Genomic DNA, 23,048 nt, shown 5'->3' on the forward strand with positions numbered 1-23,048 from the left:
AAAAGCCACTCTTAATCGTGTCTTGGAACGAAATAGAGGCTTTTAAAGACTGCGTACATGGAGAATTAAAACAAGAATTACCCTCGAAAAGCCTATTTTTCCACTAAGTATTTATGCTCATTGCAAAGGTGAGATGCTCCCAGCGTTTAGCGTTTAGCGTTTAGCGTTTTAGCGTTTGTAACAAATTATTAAATTGTATCCTATGATACGAAATTTTAGCGGAGTGGTGTAGTAGATTCCTAATGTAACTGAATCTAAGAATCAGGAACAAATAAGACTTTAGGGTTCAGGCATAGATATTGAACTGACCTAGTTTTTTAGACTGTGTTTCAGTCTCACTTCTGAAACTCAAGTCCGAATAGGTTGCTTCCCAACCTTAACCCTTGGGATTCAGCTAGTTCAGAACTTCTCAAAAGCCATCAACAAACTTCTTAAGTCTTTTGGTCAGTCTACTAAAGGAAGATGATAAACAATGAGTGATGCCAATCCAGGAAAACCGTTAAACAGCAAAGAGAAAGTCTGCGAAGTTCCATTAGCTTCAGTCTTGCAAGCAGACATACCCCCTGGATGGAAGCCGGTAGGTATTGGTCGTTTAATTGTCTTGTTAGTTGTTTTTGTAATCGGGATAACTTACCTGGCTTTTCCCGCTACGGCTGCTACGGCCCAACCTAAGCCGATTTTAGTTTCTCTGGTTTCCCCTTCAGGTGAAACGCCGGTCTTAAATCCCACATTTGATAAGAATGAAGTCTACCTGGGAATTACACCCACAGGTTGGAGCAATGGTGATGACCCTAGTATTGATCTGAATCCTCCAATCAGATACCAGCAAATTCTCAGTGAAATGGCACTAGCTGGCTTTCAAGGTTCGCAAATGTCAGGTAAATTTCCCCAAGAAATCTCAGAATTAAAAAGTGAGTTAAAACTTCGTAATTTGAAGATTTCTGAACCTTGGGTAGGAACCAAATTCACGGAGGGGAAAGAATCTGAAACCTTGCAGGAATTCAACAAACAAATGGATTTCATGAAGCAAATCGGCGGTACACAGATTGTGGTTGCTGAATTGGGCTATGCCGTTCACCAAGATAAGAGCAAAGATCCTTTAAAAGATAAACCAACGTTTACGAATGAGCAATGGGATCAAATGACTGAAGGATTAAACAAACTTGGTTCAATAGCTAAGTCAAAGGGGATGCAGTTGTGCTACCACCCCCATGTGGGGACGGGAGTACAAGACCTCGAAGATATCCATCGATTAATGGCCAATACCGATTCGGACAAGGTTAAATTGCTTCTCGACACCGGCCATTTATACTATGCGGGAGTTGATCCTTTAGCTGTTACCAAGGAATATGCTAACCGGATCAAGCACGTTCACCTAAAAAATATTCGCGAATCTGTTTTAAAGGAATCCGAAAAAGATGGTATTAGCTTTCTAGATTCGATCCAGAAGGGGGTGTTTACCGTTCCGGGAGACCCCAAAGGTGCCATTAATTTTGATCCCATCTTACAAGAGCTTGCTAAAGCCCATTATCAAGGATGGCTAGTGGTCGAGGCAGAACAAGATCCTAACAAAACAAATCCTTTGGAAAACGCGGTAATTGCTCGCACTTATCTGCGCGACCTGACGGGTTTATAAACCCCATCCACAGGGAAAACTGTAGTTTTGTTTTTGCGGCTAGGATGCCTGCCTAGCAATACTTTTAAAGCTTAGGGACTTGCCTGTGAAATTCCAGTTCTCTGGACAGGTTACGGTTTGACTTGGCCATTGCGGGGGAGATGATCAAAAGATGATCAAAGGGAGCATCCCATTTTCACCATTGCCTTTTACAGATGGAAAAATTTCTCCTGAAACTCTCTCATGCAGACGCTCCCCCCATCCAAAATCCACAATCCAAAATGGGATACTCTCTCATGGAATCTAGTGATCACGCAAAAATCAGAAGCGTATTTGAAGAAGTCTATCCCACCAATGTTAGGGAGAGAGGGCTATCTGCTTACGCCGATATGTACACAAAAGATGCCCTTTGGATGGCACCTGGAGTCCCCGATCGATCGGGAATTGCTGAAATAGTTGAAGGGTTTGCCGAACAGATTGCACAGAACGACATCGATCCTATTTTCACTGCTGAAGAAATCGAGGTTATGGGCGATTTCGGTTATGTCATAGGAATTTCTCGAGCCACAATTCGCCCGAAAGATGGCAGCCCATCACGGTCTGTTAAGTTTCGGGCATTATGGTTAATGAAAAAAGAGCAAGATGTTTGGAAAATTAGTCGCCAGATCTGGAATAATAAACCGGAATAATTTTGTAAACCTTTCATTTTTGGAGACAGCTAAAATGGATAAGGAAGAATATCGCCACATTATTGACAACTACTTCCGTGCCTTCGGAACTGGCGATTTCTCTGAGGTGCAGTTCTCTTCTCAGATACAGTTTCTTAGCCCGATCAGTGAGAGAACTATCAACGGGACGGAAGATGTGTCAAACTTTGTAAGCGGTGTTGCTACTCGCGTCTCAGAGGTAAATGTCCTGTCAATTACCATTGAATACCCGAGGGCAAGTGGGGTCTGGCAGATGAAAACAACAAAAGGCACTCTATACACCCTGCACAATTTCTTCCGTCTTGACGAAGAAGGACTTGTCTATATTTGGCCGATGTTCGATCCCAAAGCGGTCATCGATAATCCAGCGGGATTGATTCAATGGCTTACGGGCAACGGCTATTAATTCGTTTTTCAATTCACACTGACTTTTGAATCAAAAAAAATCATCATCGGGAATAGCAAAAATGAGCAAATCTTCCTCCTTGTCTCAGCCTGATATTTACCTAAGCTTTTTCATGTTTACTACCGATCTAAAGCCCGATAACTCGGAATATCGAAAAACGGTTGTTGAACATATCAAAAAACTGCAAGATTTTGGTTACACTGGTTTCGAGTTTCCCATTGCACCTCCGCCTCCAGGAACTACAAATTATGCTCAGGATGATCTTAAAAACTATACTGAACTAAGGTCATATCTAGACAGCGAAGGATTGACAGAGGTAAAAATTTCTACTAATGTGGGGGCTACCCCTAGCTTCGATCCCAGTTCTCCCGACCCTGACATAAGACAAGAAGCTCTAGATTATCTTAAGTCACGGGTTGATATCACCGCCGCTTTAAGGGGTAATATCATGATGGGTCCAATTGTTATCCCTTACGGTCTTTTTCCAGTTACAGAATCCACCAAACAGCCTATCTGGAGTGATCAACTTCAGGATTATTTAAAAGGTCGCTATGAGAACGCTCAACCGATTCTTAATCAGTTAGGTGAATATGCAAAGGGCAAGAATGTCAAATTAGCGATCGAACCGATCACCCACTGGGAAACATCTGGACCGAACAAATTATCGCAATTAATTGAGTTTTTGAAGGGGGTTCCTAGTAAACAAGTAGGAGTGGTCATCGATAGCGCCCATGAAACTCTCGATGGCGAAGGTCCTGAGATTTTTGAGCAACAAGTTAAGGATCTTGCTCAACAGGAAAGACTCCACTATATCCAGGTGTCTCCTCCAGATCGCGGTGCCATTCATACCAGTTGGCTACCTTGGCAATCTTTTTTAAAACCAGTTCTCAAGGTTTATCATGGGCCAATTGCGGTTGAGATTTTCAATGCTATTCCTGCTTTTACTAACTCATTGCGCCTGACTCGACGCAAGTTTTGGATTCCGGGAGAAGATGCAGCCAATGAATATCTCAGTGCCTATGATATTGCTGATCTTGCTATTAAAGCGACACGCCAAAAAATTCTTGAAACAATCAACAGCTATCGTTAAACTTAAGAGGTAATATGGGCTTTAGTTTATCTGATCAAAAAGCTAAAATTATCTCAGTCTTTCTGGTATTTGTTTTAGCATTAGGAATTGCCATTTGTGGCTTGGGAAATGCGATTGCCGCTCCCTTAAAAGGAAACCCAGAAATCATGGGAATGTGGGAAACCTTGCCCATGCCACCGCCAGAAAATCGAATGCAGTCTGTCCATACTATAGTCTTACCCAATGGTAAGGTTTTGATGGTCAATGGCAGTAGTTTTCGCAGTCTGCTAGTTAAAGAAAATGGAGAAGATCAATTTACGCAATTTACCGAGGGAGTGGATGTCAAAAACGACGACGTAGTCGATAATACAGGGCTGCTCGATCCCGAAACAGGTAAAGTTGAACGCATTCCCTCACCCCCAGCCATACAACACAAGACAACTAACGATCTCTTTTGTGTGGGTCATGTACAGTTAGCGAACGGAAACGTTTTATTTGTGGGGGGAACAGGACGTTATTATCCCGGCGGTGCATTTACGGGAACAAAACAACTCAATTTATATGATTGGAAAACCGGTAAATGGAAAGACTTAGGGGAAATGAAAGAAGGACGCTGGTATCCGAGTTTAATTTCCTTGAATGATGGTAAAGTAGTGATTCTTTCCGGTTTAAAATGGGGAAGTCCTAATCAAATCAATCCCAGTATCGAAATTTACGATCCCAAAACCGAAAAACTCTCTTATTTTGATCCTACAACTATCAAAAACAGTCCCTTTAATACTAAAGTAGAAAATGGAGATGTTTATGATAGTATAGACCTCTATCCCCGGGTTTTTCCTCTAGCCGATGGACGGCTGTTGCTCACAGGAGATGAAGCCGGTATTGCCGGAGTTTTAGTGCCACATTCCAGCAAAAAAAGCTATTTGATGAGCATTGAAGAAGACCCAACTGGAAAATTATCTATTAGTTTTGAAGTAGGGCCAGACCGGGCAGAAACCAGCAAGGCTTACGGGACCGCCCTACAAGTGCCTAACTCCGAAGATGTCTTGTTACTAGGAGGCATCATTGGTACTAATAGTATTGCCTTTGGCCGAGGAGGTAATACTTCGGGTTTTCCAGGCGCTAAAGTCGTCGCTAGTTTACAACATTGGGTTTCCCCGGCAAACAGTCGCGAAAAGAATGGTAAATGGGAAATATTCCCCGATTTCCTCAAGACCCCCAGAGCTAACTTACAAGCGGTGATTTTACCCACTAAAGAAATTTTAGTGGTTAATGGAGGTCAATATCCCGAATACCTACCCGTTTACGAACCTTTATTGATGACTCCCGATGCAACCGCAGCAGCCGGGTATAAAACCCAGAGCTTGGAGCGGGCGAAATTGCCCAGGTTATATCATAATGGCGCAGTTTTATTACCAGATGCCCGTGTCCTAGTATTAGGTGGCAATGCTAACCGCGCTGCCAGGGAAAAAGATGGCACGGTTCATGTAGACGTTATAGGGGATCAGACTAGCTTTTTTAAATTTGCCAAGCTGCATGATCAATCAGGAAAGCCTGAAGAATTTGACCTCAATACTTTTTATCAAGATCCTCAGCATTATTTCGTGGAAAATGATAAAGAACCTTTTGTTCCAGCCGAAATTTGGCAAGGAGAGATCTTCAGTCCTCCTTATTTATTTAAGTCTGGTCCTCGCCCAGAAATTGTCAAAGCTACTGAAGAGCTTAACTACGGCCAATCTGGTAGCATTTCTGTAAAGAACGCCACGGAAAAAGGCTCTCTAGTTCTAGTTAAACTCGGTTCAGTCACTCATTCTTTTGATTTTGGGCAAAGATTAGCTGATTTGGCGGTAGAAAAGGTCACTTTGGGGGATGAGTCTGCCATTGACTTTAAAGTGTCAATCAGTCCCAATCTTTACCCACCGGGCTACTACATGATGTTCTACCTTAATGATGTGGGTAAGCCATCTCACGCCAAAATGGTCAAGCTTGGGGCTTGAGGTGCTAAAAATCGGCAATCCAAGGCACAATAATCAAGGAAAGTTTTCGATTAAAAAAAATACTCTTTTTGATCAATTGGGAGAAATTCTGCTGATGAAATATCTATCTGATAGCTTAGAAGTAGTGGCAGAATTGCCCTTTGCTCCAGGTAACATAACCCTAACCCCAGATGGCCGGCTTATTCTTAGCCTGCACCAATTTTATAACCCTGAAATGCGGGTAGCGGAATTAACTAAAGAGGGTTTAATCCCCTTTCCCAATCAGTCGGGTGGGACAATCATTACCTTTGATACCGTCTTAGGTATCAAGTCAGATGCTAAGGGAACTGTGTGGATGTTAGATAATGGCAATCAAAGCCAGTCAACCCCTAAAGTAGTTGCTTGGGATACCCAAAATAATCAATTAGCGCGGGTAATTTATTTGCCCCCACCAATCACTCTCAATAATTCTTTTGTTAATGATTTGGTCATAGATCTGACCCGTAATTTCGTCTATATTTCCGATCCGGCTCCAGAAAAATTAGCGGCTTTGATTAGGGTTGATTTGAAAACGGGCTTAGCTTCTCGTATTTTGCAAGGATACCCCGGTATTATACCAGAAGATATCGATCTGGTGATTGATGGAACACCAGTACAAATTAAACAATCTGATGGCAGTTTGATTCGTCCTCATTTGGGTGTCAATGGCATTGTTTTGGATGCAGCCAATGAATGGGTTTATTTAAGCCCAATGCACCATACCAGTATGTATCGTATTCGGAGTGAGGATCTGAGCAACCCCAATTTAAGTGAAGCTGAACTGGGCAGTAAAATTGAACGATATAGCGATAAGCCAATTTGTGACGGTATTACTATTGACCAAGACAACAATATTTATCTGGGAGACTTAGCAGCTAATGGCATCGGGGTGATTACACCAGATCGCCGCTACCAACTGCTAGTAAATGATGAAAGATTGTCTTGGACTGATTGTTTAACCTTGGGATCCGATGGTTATTTATATGTGGATTGTAATCAATTAAATCGTTCACCACCTCTCAACGCAGGGGAAGATTCTTCCCATCCACCTTATTATATTTTTCGTCTAAAACTTTCGCAATCGTGAGGTATAAATCGGTAAAAATATTTAGTTTCAACTTGTCAAAACTGTAACCTAAATAGAGGAGTTAATCGATGGCACTTACAGAAGCAGACTTAAACACCTTACCCGAAAATGGCATTGATCCTGAAGAGCTTGGTAAATACCAGATTTTACTGGAAGATTTACAAGGCAATATTCTTCGGGGACATGGACGAGACTATAGCACCCATCTGTTTTTACAATTCAAACCAGATCTGACTAATCCAGTCAGAACGTGGATTCAAACTTTTGCCCAACAATATCTAAAATCTGCCAAAGAACAGTCAGATGAGGCTCGTCTATACCGAACCCAACAAGTATCGGGTGGCTTGTTTGCCAATTTCTTTTTATCTCGTAAGGGTTATGAATACCTAAAAATCGAACCCTACCAAATTCCCTCAGATCAGCCATTTCGCATGGGGATGAAAAATGATGACATCAGAAGTTTTTTAGGAGATCCACCAGTTGACCAGTGGGAAAACGGCTTTCAAACTCAAATTGACGCTTTAATACTGGTGGCCGATGACAGTAGCCTCGATTTATCGGAAGCCGTCAAGAAAATAGAGGCACAATTGTGCCAAATAGCTGAAATTGTTCATCGAGATAATGGCTTTATCTTAAGAAATCAAGCCGGACAAATCATCGAGCATTTTGGCTTTGTTGATGGTGTGAGTCAGCCTTTATTTTTGAAGCGAGATATTGACAACTCACTACGCGATGACCGGGATTTTAAACAATGGGATCCGCGGGCATCTCTAGATGTTGTTTTAGTCAGGGATCCTAATGGACGAACTGAAGATAGTTATGGTAGTTATTTGGTTTATCGAAAACTTGAACAAAATGTGAAAGCATTTCGCCAGGATCAGCACCAACTAGCTCAAACTCTAAACATCAACGATGACTTAGCAGGAGCCCTGATTGTGGGCCGTTTCCAGGACGGAACTCCAGTTACTCTCTCGGATATGCCAACTTCTCCAGTTACACCCACTAACAACTTCAATTACGATCAGGATCAAACGGCGACAAAGTGCCCATTTCACGCCCACATTCGCAAAACAAACCCTCGGGGAGATACGGGGATAGTGGAGTCTTCTCCCGGTTTTAACGAAGCCTTAAAGATCGAAAAAAACCACCGAATTACCCGCCGGGCAGTTAGTTATGGAGAAAATGATGCCACAAAAGAACCCGAAAAGGACTCAGGATTACTGTTCATTTGCTTTCAATCTAGTATTGAAAATCAATTTAATTTTATGCAAGCAAGATGGGCTAATCCGAAAAACTTTGTCCAAGTCAATGTTGGTCCCGATCCCTTGATCGGTCAACCCGAAGGCACTCAGAAATGGCCGAAAAAATGGGGCAAATCAGAAACAGAAGAATACAAGTTCAAACTTTGGGTTAACATGAAAGGCGGCGAATATTTCTTTGCCCCTAGCCTGAGTTTTTTGAAAGAATTACAGCCTTTGCCCGAAGGGTGAAGCCACGAGTAATCATTGCTAATCAAGTATTGCGGATGCGAGAGCAAACCTCATCTATCGGAGCAACGTTGTAGATCCGAAACTTCCACCCTTGAACCGCAAAAATACCTTGAACATTACCCAGTCAATTTGATTTAACCCCATCTACGATTACTCCCATGAACCTGAAACGTTGTTTATTAGTTAGCTTAATTGCCCTTTGCTCTGTTCTCTTCTTAGGAACAAACCTTGCTTGGGCAGTTGGCGGAGGGGTAGCACCTGGCGCCCCCGGTGTTCCCTCCCTTTGGTCCTATGCCGGAAAGCAAGGCATTGGCACTTCCTATGAGCAGTATGTCAATAGCAGCTATAAAGATGATGGCCCGACGAATGCCATCTCCAAGGTTTGGTTTTCCATCGCTCAAGGCATTGTCACGGAAACTGCCTATGGAGAAATTGATCGCGCTCAGATCAACGACTTACAATTCTTGGTGACGGGCAACGGTTTTTTCAATCAAGAAAAAACTGATACTAACAGCAAGGTTGACTATCTCGATAAGGATAGCGGCGGTCGGCCTCTGTCTCCCGCCTATCGTGTCGTCAATACTGCTAAAAATGGCAAATACACCATTGAAAAGCACATCTTTACCGACCCCGATCGCCAAACTTTGTTTACGAAAGTGATCTTGACTGCCAATGAGGATAATATTACTCCCTATATTCTCATTAATCCCCACCTGAATAATACCGGGAGTCAAGATGTGGCTTTTGTCAGAAACGATAGCCTCAATGCTCGCGAAGGTGAGACTGTTTACCTGAGTTTAAAAAGTTCATCTCCTTTTGTTAAAACCTCGGCTGGATATGTTGGTAACAGTGATGGCTATCAAGATTTAATGAAAGATGGAGTCATGGACTGGACCTATGATTATACCAATCAAAATCAGCCAGGCAATGTGGCGATGATGGCCCAATTGCCTACCCTCAATCAAGGTCAAACCTCCACTTTTAATCTTGTCGTCGGCTTTGGCAGCAGTTACGCTCAAGCAACAGCACAAGCAGACGCTTCTTTAACTGAGGGTTACGACAGCTTATTGGCGAAATACAATGGCAAAGGTAGTGCCGTAGGATGGGAAGATTATCTAGCCAGCCTTAGCAATATGCCCGCTATGATTGCCAACACTGGCGACAACGGTAAACAGCTTTATGCTAGTGCTTTTACCCTGAAAACAATGGAAGACAAAGAAAATGCTGGGGCATTAATTGCTTCTTTATCTGTTCCTTGGGGAGATACCGTTAATGCTGATGGCTTTGCCACCGGCTATCGGGCAGTTTGGCCGAGAGACTTTTATCAGGCGGCTATGGCTTTGTTAGCTTTAGGAGATCGAGAAACCCCCTTAGCGGCTTTTAAATATCTGCCAAAAGTCCAAGTAAAATCAGACACTCCGGGTAACTCCGGCGCTACCGGTTGGTTTTTACAAAAAACCCACGTTGATGGCGAATTAGAGTGGGTAGGAGTCCAGATGGATCAAACGGCGATGCCCATTATGTTAGGTTGGAAATTATGGAAAGCCGGAATTCTCTCGGATAGTCAAATCAGTAACTGGTATCCCACGATGTTGAAACCCGCCGCCGAATTTCTCGCTAATGGCGGCCAGGTAAATATTAGTATCAATACCAGCAGTGGTTATCAATCAAATCAGCGCCAGATTAATCCACCCCAAACCCATCAAGAACGCTGGGAAGAACAATCGGGCTATTCCCCTTCCACTATAGCCGCAGAGATTACTGGGTTAGTGGCAGCGGCTGATATTGCTCAAAATGCAGCTAATGATCCCGGTGCGGCCGCATTCTATTTGAAACAAGCAGATGAATATCAAAAGAATGTGGATAACTTTATGTTTACCACCACTGGACGGGCTACCCCCTGTCAAGAATCTGGTCAATATCTGCTCAGAGTTAGCCCTGACGCCAATCCTAACAATGGCAGTGTCATCCACGACAATAATAGTCTTCTTAAAGCTGATGAACGCCAAATCTTAGATGGCGGTTTCTTGGAACTGGTGCGTTATGGTGTCCGAAAAGGAGATGATCTGCACATTGCTGAAACTGTTTGTGCCTTCGATAATGCTAATCTCGAAGAGAGTTTAAAGGTTAAGTACAACTTCACTTTTGATGGTAAGGAGTATCCAGGATTCCGACGCTATGGCAATGACGGCTATGGCGAACAAACCAATGATGGTAGCAATTTTCGTGATGTTAACGATGGTCTAAAAAATCTTCGCCGCGGGCGGGTTTGGCCTTTCTTTACCGGCGAACGAGGACATTATGAACTTGAGTTAGCCAAAGCCCAAAATGGAGGCAACCTTAGCGATCAAGATGTTGCCAAAATTCGTGATACTTATGTTCGAGCTATGGAATATTTTGCCAACGAAAGCTTCATGCTTCCCGAACAAGTTTGGGATGGTGTCGGTGATAATAGCACCCATAATTACGTCACGGGAGAAGGGACTAATAGTGCAACGCCTTTAGCTTGGACTCATGCTGAATATATCAAGTTAGTCAAGTCACTGACCGACAAGAATATTTGGGATTCTTACTCGATCGTCAAGGCGAGATATCAATAGATTTGTTGCCCATGAGCTAACCAAAAGTATAGTCATTTCAGATAAGTCTGATACATTCTAGACCGACAAAATCCTTAGGAACTCTGGGATTGATATTCTCAATCTTAATTGAAATGACTATAACTGTTGCGGGGGCAGGAGAGAATCGGCTTGTGGCTTAAACCTCGAACCTGCTTAAGAAGCTCAAGGCTGCAATACCAGTAAATTCCTATCCCGCGTCAACTCTTACTTAGGGTTTGTGGCAAAAAGTTTTTCATGGGGGCAGGGTTTGGGGTGTAGGGTTTTAGCGATTTTCAGGTGGTCAACTACCTAATTTTCAGGGAAAAAGTCCCTGAATTTTCCCCCCGATCACTCCCAGAACTGGTACTTTTTGATTGACAAAAAATCTAAAAGGCTTACCCAACAAGGTTTTTAGATTTATTCAGCAAACCCTACTTATTCATTTTGAACAACCCCCAGAGAAACAATGAAGTTATCATTATTAAACCAATTTTTTCAAGAAAACAATGGACAGTTCTCTTCTGTGAGAGCGCAAACTTGGCTAGTTATCCTCTGCTTTTGTGCAGATTGGATTGTGCATATCGTCAGAGATCAAGCATTTGTTCCTGATATCTCGATCGTCGGGATTGTTTTGGGAGTTCTCGGATTGAAAGTAACTCAGAAATTCGCTGAGGATAAACCTCAACAATAGAAAAATATTCAAATTTTTGAGGAGAAATTTGATGGCTGATCACTCTTTTCAAAAACCAGACAACAACCAATGTAATAATAGCGATGTCTGGAAAGATGACCCTTATAATGCCACTGTTAAAGTTGACATTATAAGTGACAAAAGGCACTTTTCTTTGGAGACAACTGCACCATTTGAAAACAAACTATCCGACTCTCAGAGGGAAATTTATCAAGATTATCTGCCTAACCCAAGAACAATTGAAGAATTGCCCTCCAGTCCCAATCTCCAAAGCAATCGGCTCTGGTTTGATGCTCTCTATGCTTTAGCTTTACAAGAAGTGCGGGATGCTTCAGTTAACCAGATCAGTGATGGAGCTTTCAATGATGGAAACCCATTACCCGCACCAGAAGGCGGCTTTTTTGAGACGGGCTTGTTTTGGACCTATGTTTGGACAAGAGATACTTCCTATGCTGTAGATCTCGGTTTAGGAGTTCTCGATCCAATTCGGGCTTTAAACTCTCTCAGCTTTAAACTCTCCGAACGCCGCGAAGGTGGCGGACTGCAAATTGTCCAAGATACCGGCACTGGGGGAAGCTATCCCATCTCAACCGATCGCGTGGTTTGGTCTTTTGGGGCGAGGACTCTGTTACGACAACTACAAGGTGAGCAAAGAGATAATTTTGCCAAAAAAGCCTACGAAGCACTCAAGAATACGATCGAACAGGATCGTCAAGTTATCTTTGAACCTCAAGATGGACTTTATCGGGGGGAACAGTCGTTTTTAGATTGGCGGGAACAAAGTTATCCCCAATGGGTAGCCGAAGATCCAGTACAAATTGGAATGTCTAAAGCTCTCTCTACTAATGCTTGCCATCTTTCAGCTTTACTTTTAGCGGCATCTTTAGCCGGGGAGTTAGGGGAAACCGCAACCAAACAAAAGTATAGTAAATGGGCCGAGGAATTGCGTCAAGCTATCCGCACTCACCTGTATTTGCCGGATCAACAGCTATATTCAACTTTCATCACCACAGCTTTCGATGGTGGCCCGGCTCACCAATACGATTTATTGGGCAGTTCCCTGGCCATTCTCCTCGATATTGCCGATCAAACCCAAGCAGCCCAAATTGTCGCCAACTACCCTCATCTACCACAAGGCGCTCCGGTAATCTGGCCTCAACAAAGGGATATACCAATTTACCATAACCAAGCTATCTGGCCCTTCGTCACTGCCTATTGGCTTAAAGCCGCCAAAAAAGTCAAAAATGATGCAGCCGTTAATCTGGGAGTTACCTCTTTAATCCGAGGAGCAGCACTGAGCTTATCCAATATGGAAAATTTTGATGCCGTGAGCGGATTAGTTGAACTGCAAAATCAACCAGCCAAAGAACCTGTGGTTAATTCACCCCGTCAGCTTTGGTCGGTGGCCGGCTATCTGTCTATGGTCCATGAGCTAATTTTTGGATTATCTTGGACCGATGCGGGATTTAGTGTTTCTCCTTTTATCACAAGAGAGTTACGCAATACTCTCTTCCCTGACTCCCAGAAATTAGTTCTCAATCGCCTGCCCTATCGAGGTCATCAAATCAATATCGTGATCAATTTACCCCCGATTAATGGGGAAAATAAGGGGGCATACAGCCTAAGAGAAGTCTATCTCAACCAGGAGTTAGTTGTCGGAGAAATTGCTGAATCGATGCTGGCATCTGAGAATTTTATTGAGGTAAATTTAGTCGATCAAGATGTGCAAAGTGCCTCAATTAATTTAGTTGATGATTTACAAGACTATCGAAAAAGATATGCTCCTCGCCCACCAGTAATCGAAGCGATCACCGCTAGTCAAGGTAACTTAGAAATTTTCTTTAATTTGAATCAGGAAAATACTGACGAGGTGGTGGTAAATGTTTATAGGGATGGCCGGTTGGTGGCGGAAAAAATTAAGATTTCTGACCCCAGCGGCTCCTGGCAAGATCCAGATGCTAAAGGCAGCCAATCGCCAAGCTACTGCTATACAATGGAAAGTGTTTATCTTAACAGTGGAACTATTTCCCAACGGGCTAAACCTTTTTGTTATTGGGGAGTCAATTCTGAGCGGGTTTATTCGGTTACAGCCCAAGACTTTAGGGCGATTGGCGGTAATTGTTCCCAAGCGCATGGGCAAGCACATTTTGATAATTGGGGCAGGCCAAATGATAGTTTAACCGTCGATATCAAGGCCAAGTATAGCGGCCCTCATGGTATTCAGGTGATAGCTGGAAATGGTGCTGGACCAATTAATACAGGAGTTACTTGTGCCGTCAAACGACTGCAAATAAAAGATTCAGAAACTGATACAATAGTTGCTGATAGTTATCTGGTGATGCCCCAGCTTGGCAACTGGGATCGCTGGCTAGAGTCATCCTTAATTTTGACTAAGGTTGACTTGAGTGCTGGACATAGTTACACGATTAAGATTTTTAGCGACGAGCAGGCAGTTAATATGTCTAGTTTCGCTCACTATAAAAACTACACAGGCAATAATGGTATTGGAGGTGTAAGCGGGAGTTATAATTATGTCAATATCGCCGCAGTTAAACTTCTTTCCTTCTCGGGAAAGATTATCTAACAAAATGACTTAGAGATTTGAAAAGCAACCCTTCAGGAGTAACATAATGAGTCAAAGTCAAACTGGTGTGAAATTAGTTGATTGGCAGACCGTCTCTCAAACAAACTACGATGCTGTCATCGTCGGCGGCGGAATCGCAGGAGCGATTACTGCTAAACAATTAAGTGAACAGGGAAAGCGCGTTTTAATTCTGGAGGCGGGAACCGGTGAAGGTTTAACCCTTGAGGGCTATCAAAGTTACCTTGAAACTTTCTACAGTTCGGTAATCAAGCACGGTAACTCCCCCTATCCCTTGAATCCTAATGCCCTTAGTCCGACGGATGATGTTGTTCGCTACTTTGAAGAGAAAGGCAACCTACCCTTGAGCGGTTCCTATACCAGGATTTTAGGGGGAACCACTATGCACTGGGAAGGAAAATCCCTACGGATGTTACCCGATGATTTCAAGTTACGCAGCAAGTACGGACAAGGTCTTGACTGGCCAATTACCGATCAAGAGCTTTGGAAGTACTACCGCCAAGCAGAGTACGAGATTGGGGTTGCTGGAAATGCAGCAGAAGAAAGGGAGTTAGGCATCACTTTTGAACACGATGACTATGTCTTTCCCATGCGGGAAATGCCCCCTTCTTACTTGGATAAGAAAGTGCGTCAGAAAATTCAGGGGACGACAGTGGAACTCAATGGCAAAAAGATCGAATTAAAACTTAGCACTTTTCCCCAGGGTCGCAATGGCATACCTAACCCTGATTACAAAGAGTACGGCCATGATAACGACTTCGTTCCCACTGGATTGAGTGGTAAAAATCCAGTGGAGTATGGAGAACGATGCCAGGGAAACGCCAATTGTGTTCCCATTTGTCCAGCTCAAGCGAAGTATGATGCCAGGAGGACTCTGACTACAATAGCCTTTCCCGAACGAGTGCATCTTCTTACTCAGGCGGTCGCTTCCAGGGTGGAAATCGATCCCGAAACTGGCCGTGTTAGTGGCATCGAGTATAAGCACTATCGGGATAAGAACTCTCCTGCTTATACGGTTGGCACGGCTAAGGGTCGTTTATTCGTCCTAGCCGCTAATGCGGTAGAAAATGCCATGCTGATGTTGTCCTCTAATTTGCCTAGTACCAGTGGACTGATGGGTTGCAATCTCATGGATCATCCCTTCCTGTTAGCTTGGGCTTTGATGCCCGAAGTGACGGGGACGATGCGAGGCCCCTTGGTGACATCGGGAATTGGCAGCTTCCGTAATGGTGAATTCCGCAAAGAACAATGTGCCTTTGGCATTGACATCCACAATGATGGTTGGGGATGGTCAGGCACTGGTGTCCCCGATGTGGTGCGAGAAGCGATCGATAATAATAAAAAGTATGGCTCCGAACTTCGCCAGGAACTAATTAGCCGAATCTCACGGCAGCTACTACTGGCTTTCATGTGCGAATTGCCAGCTAATTCCAGTAACCGAGTCAGCATCGATCCCCAATATAAAGATCAACTCGGTAATTATCGTCCGGTTATCCATTTTGATGTCCCTGATTACTGTAAAAAGGCGATGGCTTATGCCCGTAATCTTTCCCGAACTATCTTCGAGCGCTTGGGAGCAGAAGATCATACCCACTACGATAAGTCAGATCCCGCCTATTTTGAGTATGAGGGTCAAGGCTACTGGTTCCGAGGAGGAAATCACTTTTCAGGAACCCACGTAATGGGAACGACTAAATACAACTCCGTTGTTGATTCCTATTTGCGTTCTTGGGATCATGAAAATCTCTATCTACTCGGTGCCGGCAGTATGCCTTCTATTGGCAGTTCTAATACAACATTGCCTCTTGCCGCCCTGGTTTTCCGAGCTTCTGAGCAGATGCTTCAGGACTTAGCTTGAGATTGACACAACAGACTACTAATCCTACCACTGGAGGTATTATCGATGACTGATCGTTTAAGGTTAATTCAAACGGTTGACGACCTGCATTACTATCTGATTCAGGGCATGATGATAGAACACGCAACCATACCCCCTTACATGACCGCCCTTTACTCCCTCAAACCAGGAAGCAACCTAGAAGCTTTCCATGTTATTCGCGCTATTGCTGTGGAGGAAATGCTGCATCTCACCCTAGTCGCCAATGTATTTAATGCCGTTGGGGGAAATATAAAAGGAGTGCTGACAGCCAATAATTTTATCCCCACTTATCCGACTTACTTACCTACCGGAGCCCGTGATTTTCAAGTTGGCCTAGCCAAATTTTCCCCGGAAACAGTAGAGACGTTTCTCAACATTGAACGGTCTAAAGAAGTACCTGACGATGCACCTTTAGTGCGGCCTCGACGGACACAAGGCTCATGGTTGCAGATTCTTGGTTACGATCGAACCTACACCTATCACAGCATTGGGCTGTTTTATGCGGAGGTCATCCGAGGCTTAGAAGCGTTGGATCGAGAGTACAAACAAAAGGGGCAGAATCTATTCTCTGGCGATCCGAAAAAGCAAATTACCCGGGAATATTACTACGATGGTGCTGGCGAGATTATCCCGGTATATAATCTCAAAAATGCCAAGCGTGCTTTAAAGGTAATTCAAGAACAAGGTGAGGGATCGCGCCAGGGAACTATCTATGATGCCGAACGGGAACTTTCCCATTACTACCGTTTCCAGCAACTAAAATTAGGTCAATACTATACGATCAATAAAGATGATCCGCTGAAGTCAGATATCCCCGATCACCCCACCGGAAAAACCTTTACCGTAGATTGGGACGCGGTTTATCCCGTCTTGGAGAATGCCAAATTGAGTGATTATCCCCAAGATTCAGAATTATATACCGCCGGACAGCAATTTCAGCAGGCTTACGCTCAGTTCCTCGCCCAGATTGAATTTTCCTTTAACGGCCATCCTGAGGCATTACTGCCTGCGGTGGGGGGAATGTTCAAACTCAGAGACTTGGCTAATCTGTTAATTCGCAATCCCATTCCGGGAAAAGACGGGGTTAATGCCGCCCCGATTTACTAAATGTCAGCACCATGAAGTTCAAAATGGAGTTCAAAATTTTGTGGAGGTCAATCACCAGTGAATATTGATAAACCTGAGTTTACTGGGTATTTCTTGGAGTTCTCGGCAGCGGTTACTGGATTTTCTCAGTTTCATCTGCAAGGCACAGGCCAAGCTGCCCTTTACTTTGATACAGTTCGGGGTGTCGTTGGTGGCCAAATATTTGAGGAATTACTGCAAACCTTTCATGATCAGGGTGTGGAGGCGGTTTTGACATCAGGAAAACTAGGACCCATCGCCCGTAACATTATCAAACTCTGGTACATCGCTACTTGGGAACAACTTCCCTCCGCATGGCGGGAACGGTTTGGGATTCCGGTAAATGATAGCACTTTTATTGCCGCTCCCTATGCCTATCCTGAAGCACTTGTGTGGTCGGCGATCGGAGTTAATCCCCCCGGAGCGAAAGCACAAGGGTATGGGACTTGGAGTGATCCTCCCTCTGTCAAACTTAGTTAACTAATGGGCATTGCTGAATGAAGAGATGAAAGTAGGATTAAGGAAACAGGGAACAGAATAAAGTCAATATTGACAAGGCGTTCTCACAATCTAAAATCGACAATTATCAATTCATCCCCTAATTCAGCAACGCCAAATAATTTCGGTTGGCTTGAAGTACTGCGCTGTACCTGAAAGATCGGTGTCAGCTAGTGCGCCTCTTATTGTCCAAAAAAATGCTTAATTAGAAGTGAAAAATGAACAGGAAATTTTGGTTTCGTCAATTGTCGGCTGTGGTGATCACAATTCTCTTTTGTTTAACCCTCTTTAGTTTGCCTGCCAATGCTTTCGTTGCTACGGATTACTCGAAATTGCTGCTGACTAACGAATGTAATGGATGCGATCTATCGGGAGCCGATTTATCGAATAAATATTTGTATGGTAGTGCTCTGATTGGGGTAAATCTTTCGGGAGCCAATCTATCAGGAGCCTTACTTAGACAGGCAAAGCTGGGAAAAGCCAATCTAACAGGAGCTAATCTCTCCAAGGCCGATCTCTCGGATATCACTTTATCAGCGGCTAATCTAACGGCGGCCGATCTCTCAGAAGCAGTTTTGTCTAATGCTGTGATGGATCAGGCAATTTTGGTAGATGCGACTTTAACAGAGGCTGATCTAGAATCTGCCATCATTTCTGATGCGAATATGTCCAATGCCGTGGCCAAAAATGCCCAATTCAAAAATGCGATTTTATCCAGATCTAATTTATCGGGGACGGATTTTTCGGAAGCAACCATGAGATATGTCAAGTTAGCCAAGGCTGATCTGAAGGGGGCTAAGTTTGTTGGAGCAGATTTATTTAAGGCAGTAATGCCTAACGAGACTATTTATAATGGAGATGTCTCTAAGTTTGGTGCCTATCAGTAGTTAAACTTCACACCTAGACCCATTTTAATGATCGTCGCCGAAGATGTTGTCACAAAGGCGGCGATCGCTCTCTTCTACTTCGGGGTTATGCTGTAAATAATCCTTTAACCACTTGCAAGCGTATCTTTGGATATCTTTAGGTGTTAAATGGCGAGCCAAATCCCAAATAATTACTGTTTTGTTGCTGCTCCCGGAGACAAGAGTTTTACCGTCTCGACTAAAATGGATGGCGTTAACATCAGCCCCAAACCCCGGCAGCATATTCACTAAAGTACCGTCAAGTTGCCAAATTCTAATGGTATCATCAGCACTAGCCGAAGCAATTTGTTGTCCGTCGGGGCTAAATTTAACGTCCAACACCGAATTAGAATGTCCTTCGATGGTTCTAACAGAGGAAGGAAGCCATTGTCCCTTTTCATCAGTCTTCCAGAGTTTGATAGTATTGTCGCCACTTCCAGAAACGAGCATTCGACCGTCTCGGCTAAAATCAACCCCTAAAACGGAACTTGGATGTCCTTTGAGAGTGACAATACTTAGCAAAGTGCCATGGCCATCTATCTGCCAGATTTTGATGCTATTACTCGCACTTCCAGAAGCAATAAACTTGCCGTCTGGGCTAATCGCCACTGCTTGAACACCATCAGTGTGTCCTTTGAGGTTATTCAGTAATTTCCCATCTAGCCGCCAGATTTTAAGCGTTTTATCCCAATTTCCTGAGACAATTAACTTACCGTTGGGGCTAATTGCTACAGAGTGAACACCACCAGTATCTCCTTTCAAGGTATTGAGCAATTTACCATCTAGCCCCCAAATTCTGACAGTTCCGTCTAGACTTCCTGAAACAATAAATTGACCATTAGGACTAATTTTCACACTGGTAACTAAACCTTCATGTCCTAGTAGCTCCCTCAGTGTACCATCGCGCTTCCAGAGTTTGAGCGTTTTATCCGCACTTCCTGAGACAATTACATCAGCATTTAAATCTACAGCCGACACCACATCGCTATGGCCAAAAAGGGTTGTTACTAATTTACTGTAAGGTTTCCAGAGTCTAACCGTTTTGTCGTTACTACCTGAAACAATTTCCAGGTTGTTACCGTAGTTACGGACATCAACTGTATTAACTGCATCGCTATGTCCCTGGAGAGTCATCAATAAAGTACCGTCCAGTTTCCAGAGTCTGACTGTTCTGTCATAACTTCCTGAAACTATTTGCTGACCATCTGGGGTAAAAGTCAGCCCGTAAACAGAGGCTTCATGGCCACTAAAAGTGATGGTCGGCGAGGTATCGTCTAGCTTCCAAAGTTTGAGCGTTTTATCTCGACTACCTGAGACAATCGACTGACCATCGGGGCTGAAAGCGACCACCTTAACTGTATCCCCATGTCCTTCCAGCGTCCTCAATAGGGTGCCATCTCGTTTCCAGAGTTTGAGCGTTTTATCCCGACTACCTGAGACAATCAACTGGCCATCAGGGCTGAAAGCGACTGCCTTAACTGCCCCCCGATGTCCTTCCAGCGTCCTCAATAAGGTGCCGTCTCGTTTCCAGAGTTTAACAGTTTTATCGTTACCACCAGAGGCAATCAACTGACCATCAGGGCTGAAAGCGACTGCATTTACGCCATCTTTATCCCCTTGAATAGTTTTCTCTAAGGTTCCATCGCGCTGCCAGAGTTTAATCGTGTTATCCACACTGGCGGAGGCCAGCAGTTGCCCGTCGGGGCTGAAAGCCACTGCATTTACTGAACCTTTGTGTCCACCACGCTTTTCACCAAGAGTGGCTAATAAACTCCCGTTTCTTTTCCAGAGTTTGATCCTGTTATCTGCACTAGCGGAGGCAATCATCTCACCATCGGGGCTAAATTTGACTCCTAAAACATCGCCATAATGTCCTGAGAAGATATTAGCTTGTTTGATGCCATAGAGGGCTATCTTGAGCATCTCTTTCAGATCATCTTTCCGCTCGGGCGGTAGATTAACGAAAGGTATTGACTCTAAATCCGTTCGTAGCCGCTGGGCCTTCATAGCTGCTGTCAACGCTTCCAATTGTTCATTTAAGGCAAAGGAAGCTTGACTGGTTCGACCGACTGCGACAATCTCGCTAATGGCTGCTTGGCGATACTCTGAGGCGGCAAAAAACCCCAAGCAAGTCGCCACCGCCCCGAATAAACTGACGACGACTAACCACTGCTTTTGCCGTCTGGCATTTTTTTTCTCTTGTTCTAGGCGTTTTTCTACCTCTTGGGTTCGTTCTTGCTGAAGCTTGAGTAACTGTTGTTGTCGTTCTTTTTCTGCTGTTTCCGCCGCTTCAATGGCTGTCTGACTAGCTTGAATAAATTCCTTATGTAACTCGGTTGCCGGGGGTTGTTTATTTTGTTGCTCAATTTTCTTTAACCAAGTTTGAGCGAGGACAAATTCACTGCCCCGGAGTAGTAAGTCAGCACTTTTTTGGCTATTTTCCCATTCTTTGGCTCTCTGTAACCATTTGCTATGGTTATGAACGTGATCTCTGTCTGTATGTATGGTTCTAACTAACTGAGTAAAATTGGTCAGAAAGTCGCCGCCATGCTGACTAAAATCAAGCCACTGAACACTAGCTAAGGCAGGGGGCAAATCTTTGGCCGCAACTTTTTGGTGTAAGATCGTGATAATTCGCTTATTTAATTTTTTGGCATATTCCACTTCATCATAACAATAAGGTGAATTGATTGATTTGGGAGAAATGATAAATACAAAGTTGTCGGAAATTTCAATGCCTTGATAAATTTCTCGCCGAAAATCTTCTCCCGAAGCGATACTTTCTTGATCGAACCAAGTGAGCTTACCGAGTGAAGTCAGAGCCTCATTTAATCTTCTTGCTAAATCTGAATCGGCACGAGAATAAGAGATAAAAACTTCTAAAGAAGATGGTTTATGTTGATTGAGACTAGCGATAATAAATTCTTCCTGTAGCGGTAAGGGAGGGGATTCTTTTCGCTGTTTAGCTACCTTCAGCCAAGCTTCAAAATGTTGGAGATTATAGCCTCGCAATAGGACACTAGGGTTGTGGGTTTGCTGCTGCCATTTCAAGGCTTTGACTAACAGCACTTTATGACTTTCATGATAAGCAACATCACTGTTTAATTCCTTCAATAATTTATCGATACTACTGCGATATTTTTCCCGATCTTCATATTCAGTTAAGTCAATAAATTGTAATTTCTGTAACTGGGAGGGGATTAACTCAATATCGGTCTTTTCAATCAGCAGAGGAATAATGCGTTTGTTGGTAGCAAAAGCGTGAGCAAGTTCTAGATAACAGTATGATGATTGCAGGGCTTCTGGAGATATTAAATAAACAAAGTTATCCGCCCCTTCAATACCTTTATTAATTTGCTCCTGAAAGGCAGTTCCCGTTTTAATATCCGTCTGATTAGTCCAGACGGTAAAGCCTTCGCGCATCAGAGTCTTGCGAATTTTCTCCTTGATGGCATTATCTTTTTCTGACGATGACAGGAAAACCTGTGTCATCAAATTATTAGCATTTTTACTACTTTCGCTAATAAATTCGCAGTGTAAGTCCGTGGGCAAGCAAGGCGGCTGTTCCTCAGTAAATCTATGTTTTAACCACTTTTCTGCTGCCTGTCTCTCTTCGCCAATTAACAGATAATTAGTTTGCTTCTGATTCCTTAACCAATTTAAGGCTTTAACTAAAAAAATACTGTGCTTCTGGACATAGTGTTGCTGCTGATCAATCGCACCGATCAAACCAGCAAAAGAGCTTTCAAAATCATCAATTTCTTCTCGGAAATAGATCCAGTTGATTTTGCTGATCGCTGGGGGCATATTCGGAAAACTAGAATGCCTTCCCTCGGCTTGATATGTTTGCCAGTCAGCTTCAGTTTTATCTGGGTTTCTTTGCCGCCAAGTTTCTTGGCTAATTTGTTCAACATGAAGCAGAGGAATAATGCGCTTGTTGTACTTAATCGCTAGATTAATTTCTTTGAAGCAATATTGCGAATTAACCGAATGAGGGGCGATGATAAAAATAAAGTTATGTGTCCTCTCGATGCCATCATTAATCTGTTCTTGATAGTCCACAGCCAAGGGAATATCTTCTTGGTCGAACCAGACGTTTAAGCCTTGTGCTGCCAACCTTTGATTAAGCTTAATAGCAAAAGTTTTACTATCAGCCCGTCCATAGGAAATAAAGACATCAAAGAAATTTTTCATTTTACTCCCCCTGTGAACTTTAGAAGAACTCTTGCAAATTAATTATATGTTATAATGATGGGTTAACTAATTTTCCCCAAAAAATTAGTTAATCAGTACATTTGTCCTGAATGAAAACTTGAAGTTTAACTTTTAACTCAAAACTCTTTAGAGCTGCTTTAATTT

Annotated in this window: 15 protein-coding genes; 14 read left to right on the plus strand and 1 reads right to left on the minus strand. The window is 43.4% G+C overall.

From position 1 onward, the window contains the following. The first annotated feature begins 472 nt into the window (after nt 1-472). The 14 genes from iolE (at nt 473) to O9290_RS21385 (ending at nt 18,671) form a co-directional block, all read left to right on the plus strand. The gene (gene iolE, locus O9290_RS21320; protein ID WP_288057344.1) at nt 473-1,636 is read left to right on the plus strand and encodes a myo-inosose-2 dehydratase; all 1,164 of its coding nucleotides are present in this window, start codon (nt 473-475) and stop codon (nt 1,634-1,636) included. Nucleotides 1,637-1,830: 194 nt separating this feature from the next. Next, entirely contained in the window at nt 1,831-2,304 is a 474-nt protein-coding gene (locus O9290_RS21325) for a YybH family protein (protein ID WP_288057346.1), read from the plus strand. A 34-nt stretch (nt 2,305-2,338) separates the two neighbouring features. Next, on the plus strand, nt 2,339-2,728 hold the full coding sequence (locus O9290_RS21330) for a DUF4904 domain-containing protein (protein WP_002762506.1): 390 nt from the start codon (nt 2,339-2,341) through the stop codon (nt 2,726-2,728). Between the two features lie 61 nt (nt 2,729-2,789). Continuing rightward, on the plus strand, nt 2,790-3,818 hold the full coding sequence (locus O9290_RS21335; RefSeq protein WP_288087519.1) for a sugar phosphate isomerase/epimerase family protein: 1,029 nt from the start codon (nt 2,790-2,792) through the stop codon (nt 3,816-3,818). 14 nt (nt 3,819-3,832) lie between these two features. Next, a complete protein-coding gene (locus O9290_RS21340; RefSeq protein ID WP_288057349.1) occupies nt 3,833-5,794 on the plus strand; it encodes a galactose oxidase early set domain-containing protein in 1,962 nt (653 codons plus the stop codon). 94 nt (nt 5,795-5,888) lie between these two features. Further along, nucleotides 5,889-6,899 carry an L-dopachrome tautomerase-related protein gene (locus O9290_RS21345; RefSeq protein WP_288057352.1) on the plus strand — a complete coding sequence of 337 codons (1,011 nt, stop codon included), beginning with the start codon at nt 5,889-5,891 and terminating at the stop codon, nt 6,897-6,899. Between the two features lie 68 nt (nt 6,900-6,967). Next, entirely contained in the window at nt 6,968-8,389 is a 1,422-nt protein-coding gene (locus O9290_RS21350; RefSeq protein ID WP_288057354.1) for a Dyp-type peroxidase, read from the plus strand. Between the two features lie 158 nt (nt 8,390-8,547). Continuing rightward, nucleotides 8,548-10,989, plus strand: a complete 2,442-nt coding sequence (locus tag O9290_RS21355; RefSeq protein ID WP_288057356.1) for a glucan 1,4-alpha-glucosidase — start codon at nt 8,548-8,550, stop codon at nt 10,987-10,989. 466 nt (nt 10,990-11,455) lie between these two features. After that, nucleotides 11,456-11,680, plus strand: coding sequence for a hypothetical protein (locus O9290_RS21360; protein WP_002762514.1), 225 nt, complete (start codon nt 11,456-11,458; stop codon nt 11,678-11,680). Nucleotides 11,681-11,711: 31 nt separating this feature from the next. Further along, nucleotides 11,712-14,264 (plus strand): alpha-L-rhamnosidase-related protein, encoded by a 2,553-nt coding sequence (locus tag O9290_RS21365; protein WP_288057357.1) that lies wholly within the window; start codon nt 11,712-11,714, stop codon nt 14,262-14,264. Between the two features lie 46 nt (nt 14,265-14,310). Then, complete coding sequence (locus O9290_RS21370; RefSeq protein WP_288057359.1) at nt 14,311-16,140, plus strand: GMC family oxidoreductase; 1,830 nt, start codon at nt 14,311-14,313, stop codon at nt 16,138-16,140. A 45-nt stretch (nt 16,141-16,185) separates the two neighbouring features. Further along, nucleotides 16,186-17,268, plus strand: a complete 1,083-nt coding sequence (locus tag O9290_RS21375) for a ferritin-like domain-containing protein (RefSeq protein WP_288057361.1) — start codon at nt 16,186-16,188, stop codon at nt 17,266-17,268. A gap of 57 nt (nt 17,269-17,325) precedes the next feature. Beyond that, nucleotides 17,326-17,766, plus strand: coding sequence for a hypothetical protein (locus O9290_RS21380; protein WP_002762519.1), 441 nt, complete (start codon nt 17,326-17,328; stop codon nt 17,764-17,766). Nucleotides 17,767-18,002: 236 nt separating this feature from the next. Beyond that, on the plus strand, nt 18,003-18,671 hold the full coding sequence (locus tag O9290_RS21385; RefSeq protein WP_288057363.1) for a pentapeptide repeat-containing protein: 669 nt from the start codon (nt 18,003-18,005) through the stop codon (nt 18,669-18,671). Nucleotides 18,672-18,695: 24 nt separating this feature from the next. On the opposite strand, the gene O9290_RS21390 is transcribed toward O9290_RS21385, so the two are convergent. Further along, entirely contained in the window at nt 18,696-22,883 is a 4,188-nt protein-coding gene (locus tag O9290_RS21390; protein ID WP_288057366.1) for a TIR domain-containing protein, read from the minus strand. Between the last annotated feature and the right edge of the window lie 165 nt (nt 22,884-23,048).

The sequence above is a fragment of the Microcystis sp. LE19-41.2A genome (assembly GCF_027530405.1).
In the GTDB taxonomy this organism is placed as follows: Bacteria; Cyanobacteriota; Cyanobacteriia; order Cyanobacteriales; family Microcystaceae; genus Microcystis; species Microcystis aeruginosa.

What these genes read in the sequence shown, in the direction of transcription:
- O9290_RS21330 (WP_002762506.1), top strand. Translation starts at nt 2,339, where the DNA reads ATGGATAAGGAAGAATATCGCCACATTATTGACAACTACTTCCGTGCC.
- O9290_RS21390 (WP_288057366.1), bottom strand. Translation starts at nt 22,883, where the DNA reads ATGAAAAATTTCTTTGATGTCTTTATTTCCTATGGACGGGCTGATAGT.
- O9290_RS21340 (WP_288057349.1), top strand. Translation starts at nt 3,833, where the DNA reads ATGGGCTTTAGTTTATCTGATCAAAAAGCTAAAATTATCTCAGTCTTT.
- O9290_RS21385 (WP_288057363.1), top strand. Translation starts at nt 18,003, where the DNA reads ATGAACAGGAAATTTTGGTTTCGTCAATTGTCGGCTGTGGTGATCACA.
- O9290_RS21350 (WP_288057354.1), top strand. Translation starts at nt 6,968, where the DNA reads ATGGCACTTACAGAAGCAGACTTAAACACCTTACCCGAAAATGGCATT.
- iolE (WP_288057344.1), top strand. Translation starts at nt 473, where the DNA reads ATGAGTGATGCCAATCCAGGAAAACCGTTAAACAGCAAAGAGAAAGTC.
- O9290_RS21370 (WP_288057359.1), top strand. Translation starts at nt 14,311, where the DNA reads ATGAGTCAAAGTCAAACTGGTGTGAAATTAGTTGATTGGCAGACCGTC.
- O9290_RS21345 (WP_288057352.1), top strand. Translation starts at nt 5,889, where the DNA reads ATGAAATATCTATCTGATAGCTTAGAAGTAGTGGCAGAATTGCCCTTT.
- O9290_RS21335 (WP_288087519.1), top strand. Translation starts at nt 2,790, where the DNA reads ATGAGCAAATCTTCCTCCTTGTCTCAGCCTGATATTTACCTAAGCTTT.
- O9290_RS21355 (WP_288057356.1), top strand. Translation starts at nt 8,548, where the DNA reads ATGAACCTGAAACGTTGTTTATTAGTTAGCTTAATTGCCCTTTGCTCT.
- O9290_RS21375 (WP_288057361.1), top strand. Translation starts at nt 16,186, where the DNA reads ATGACTGATCGTTTAAGGTTAATTCAAACGGTTGACGACCTGCATTAC.
- O9290_RS21365 (WP_288057357.1), top strand. Translation starts at nt 11,712, where the DNA reads ATGGCTGATCACTCTTTTCAAAAACCAGACAACAACCAATGTAATAAT.
- O9290_RS21360 (WP_002762514.1), top strand. Translation starts at nt 11,456, where the DNA reads ATGAAGTTATCATTATTAAACCAATTTTTTCAAGAAAACAATGGACAG.
- O9290_RS21325 (WP_288057346.1), top strand. Translation starts at nt 1,831, where the DNA reads ATGGAAAAATTTCTCCTGAAACTCTCTCATGCAGACGCTCCCCCCATC.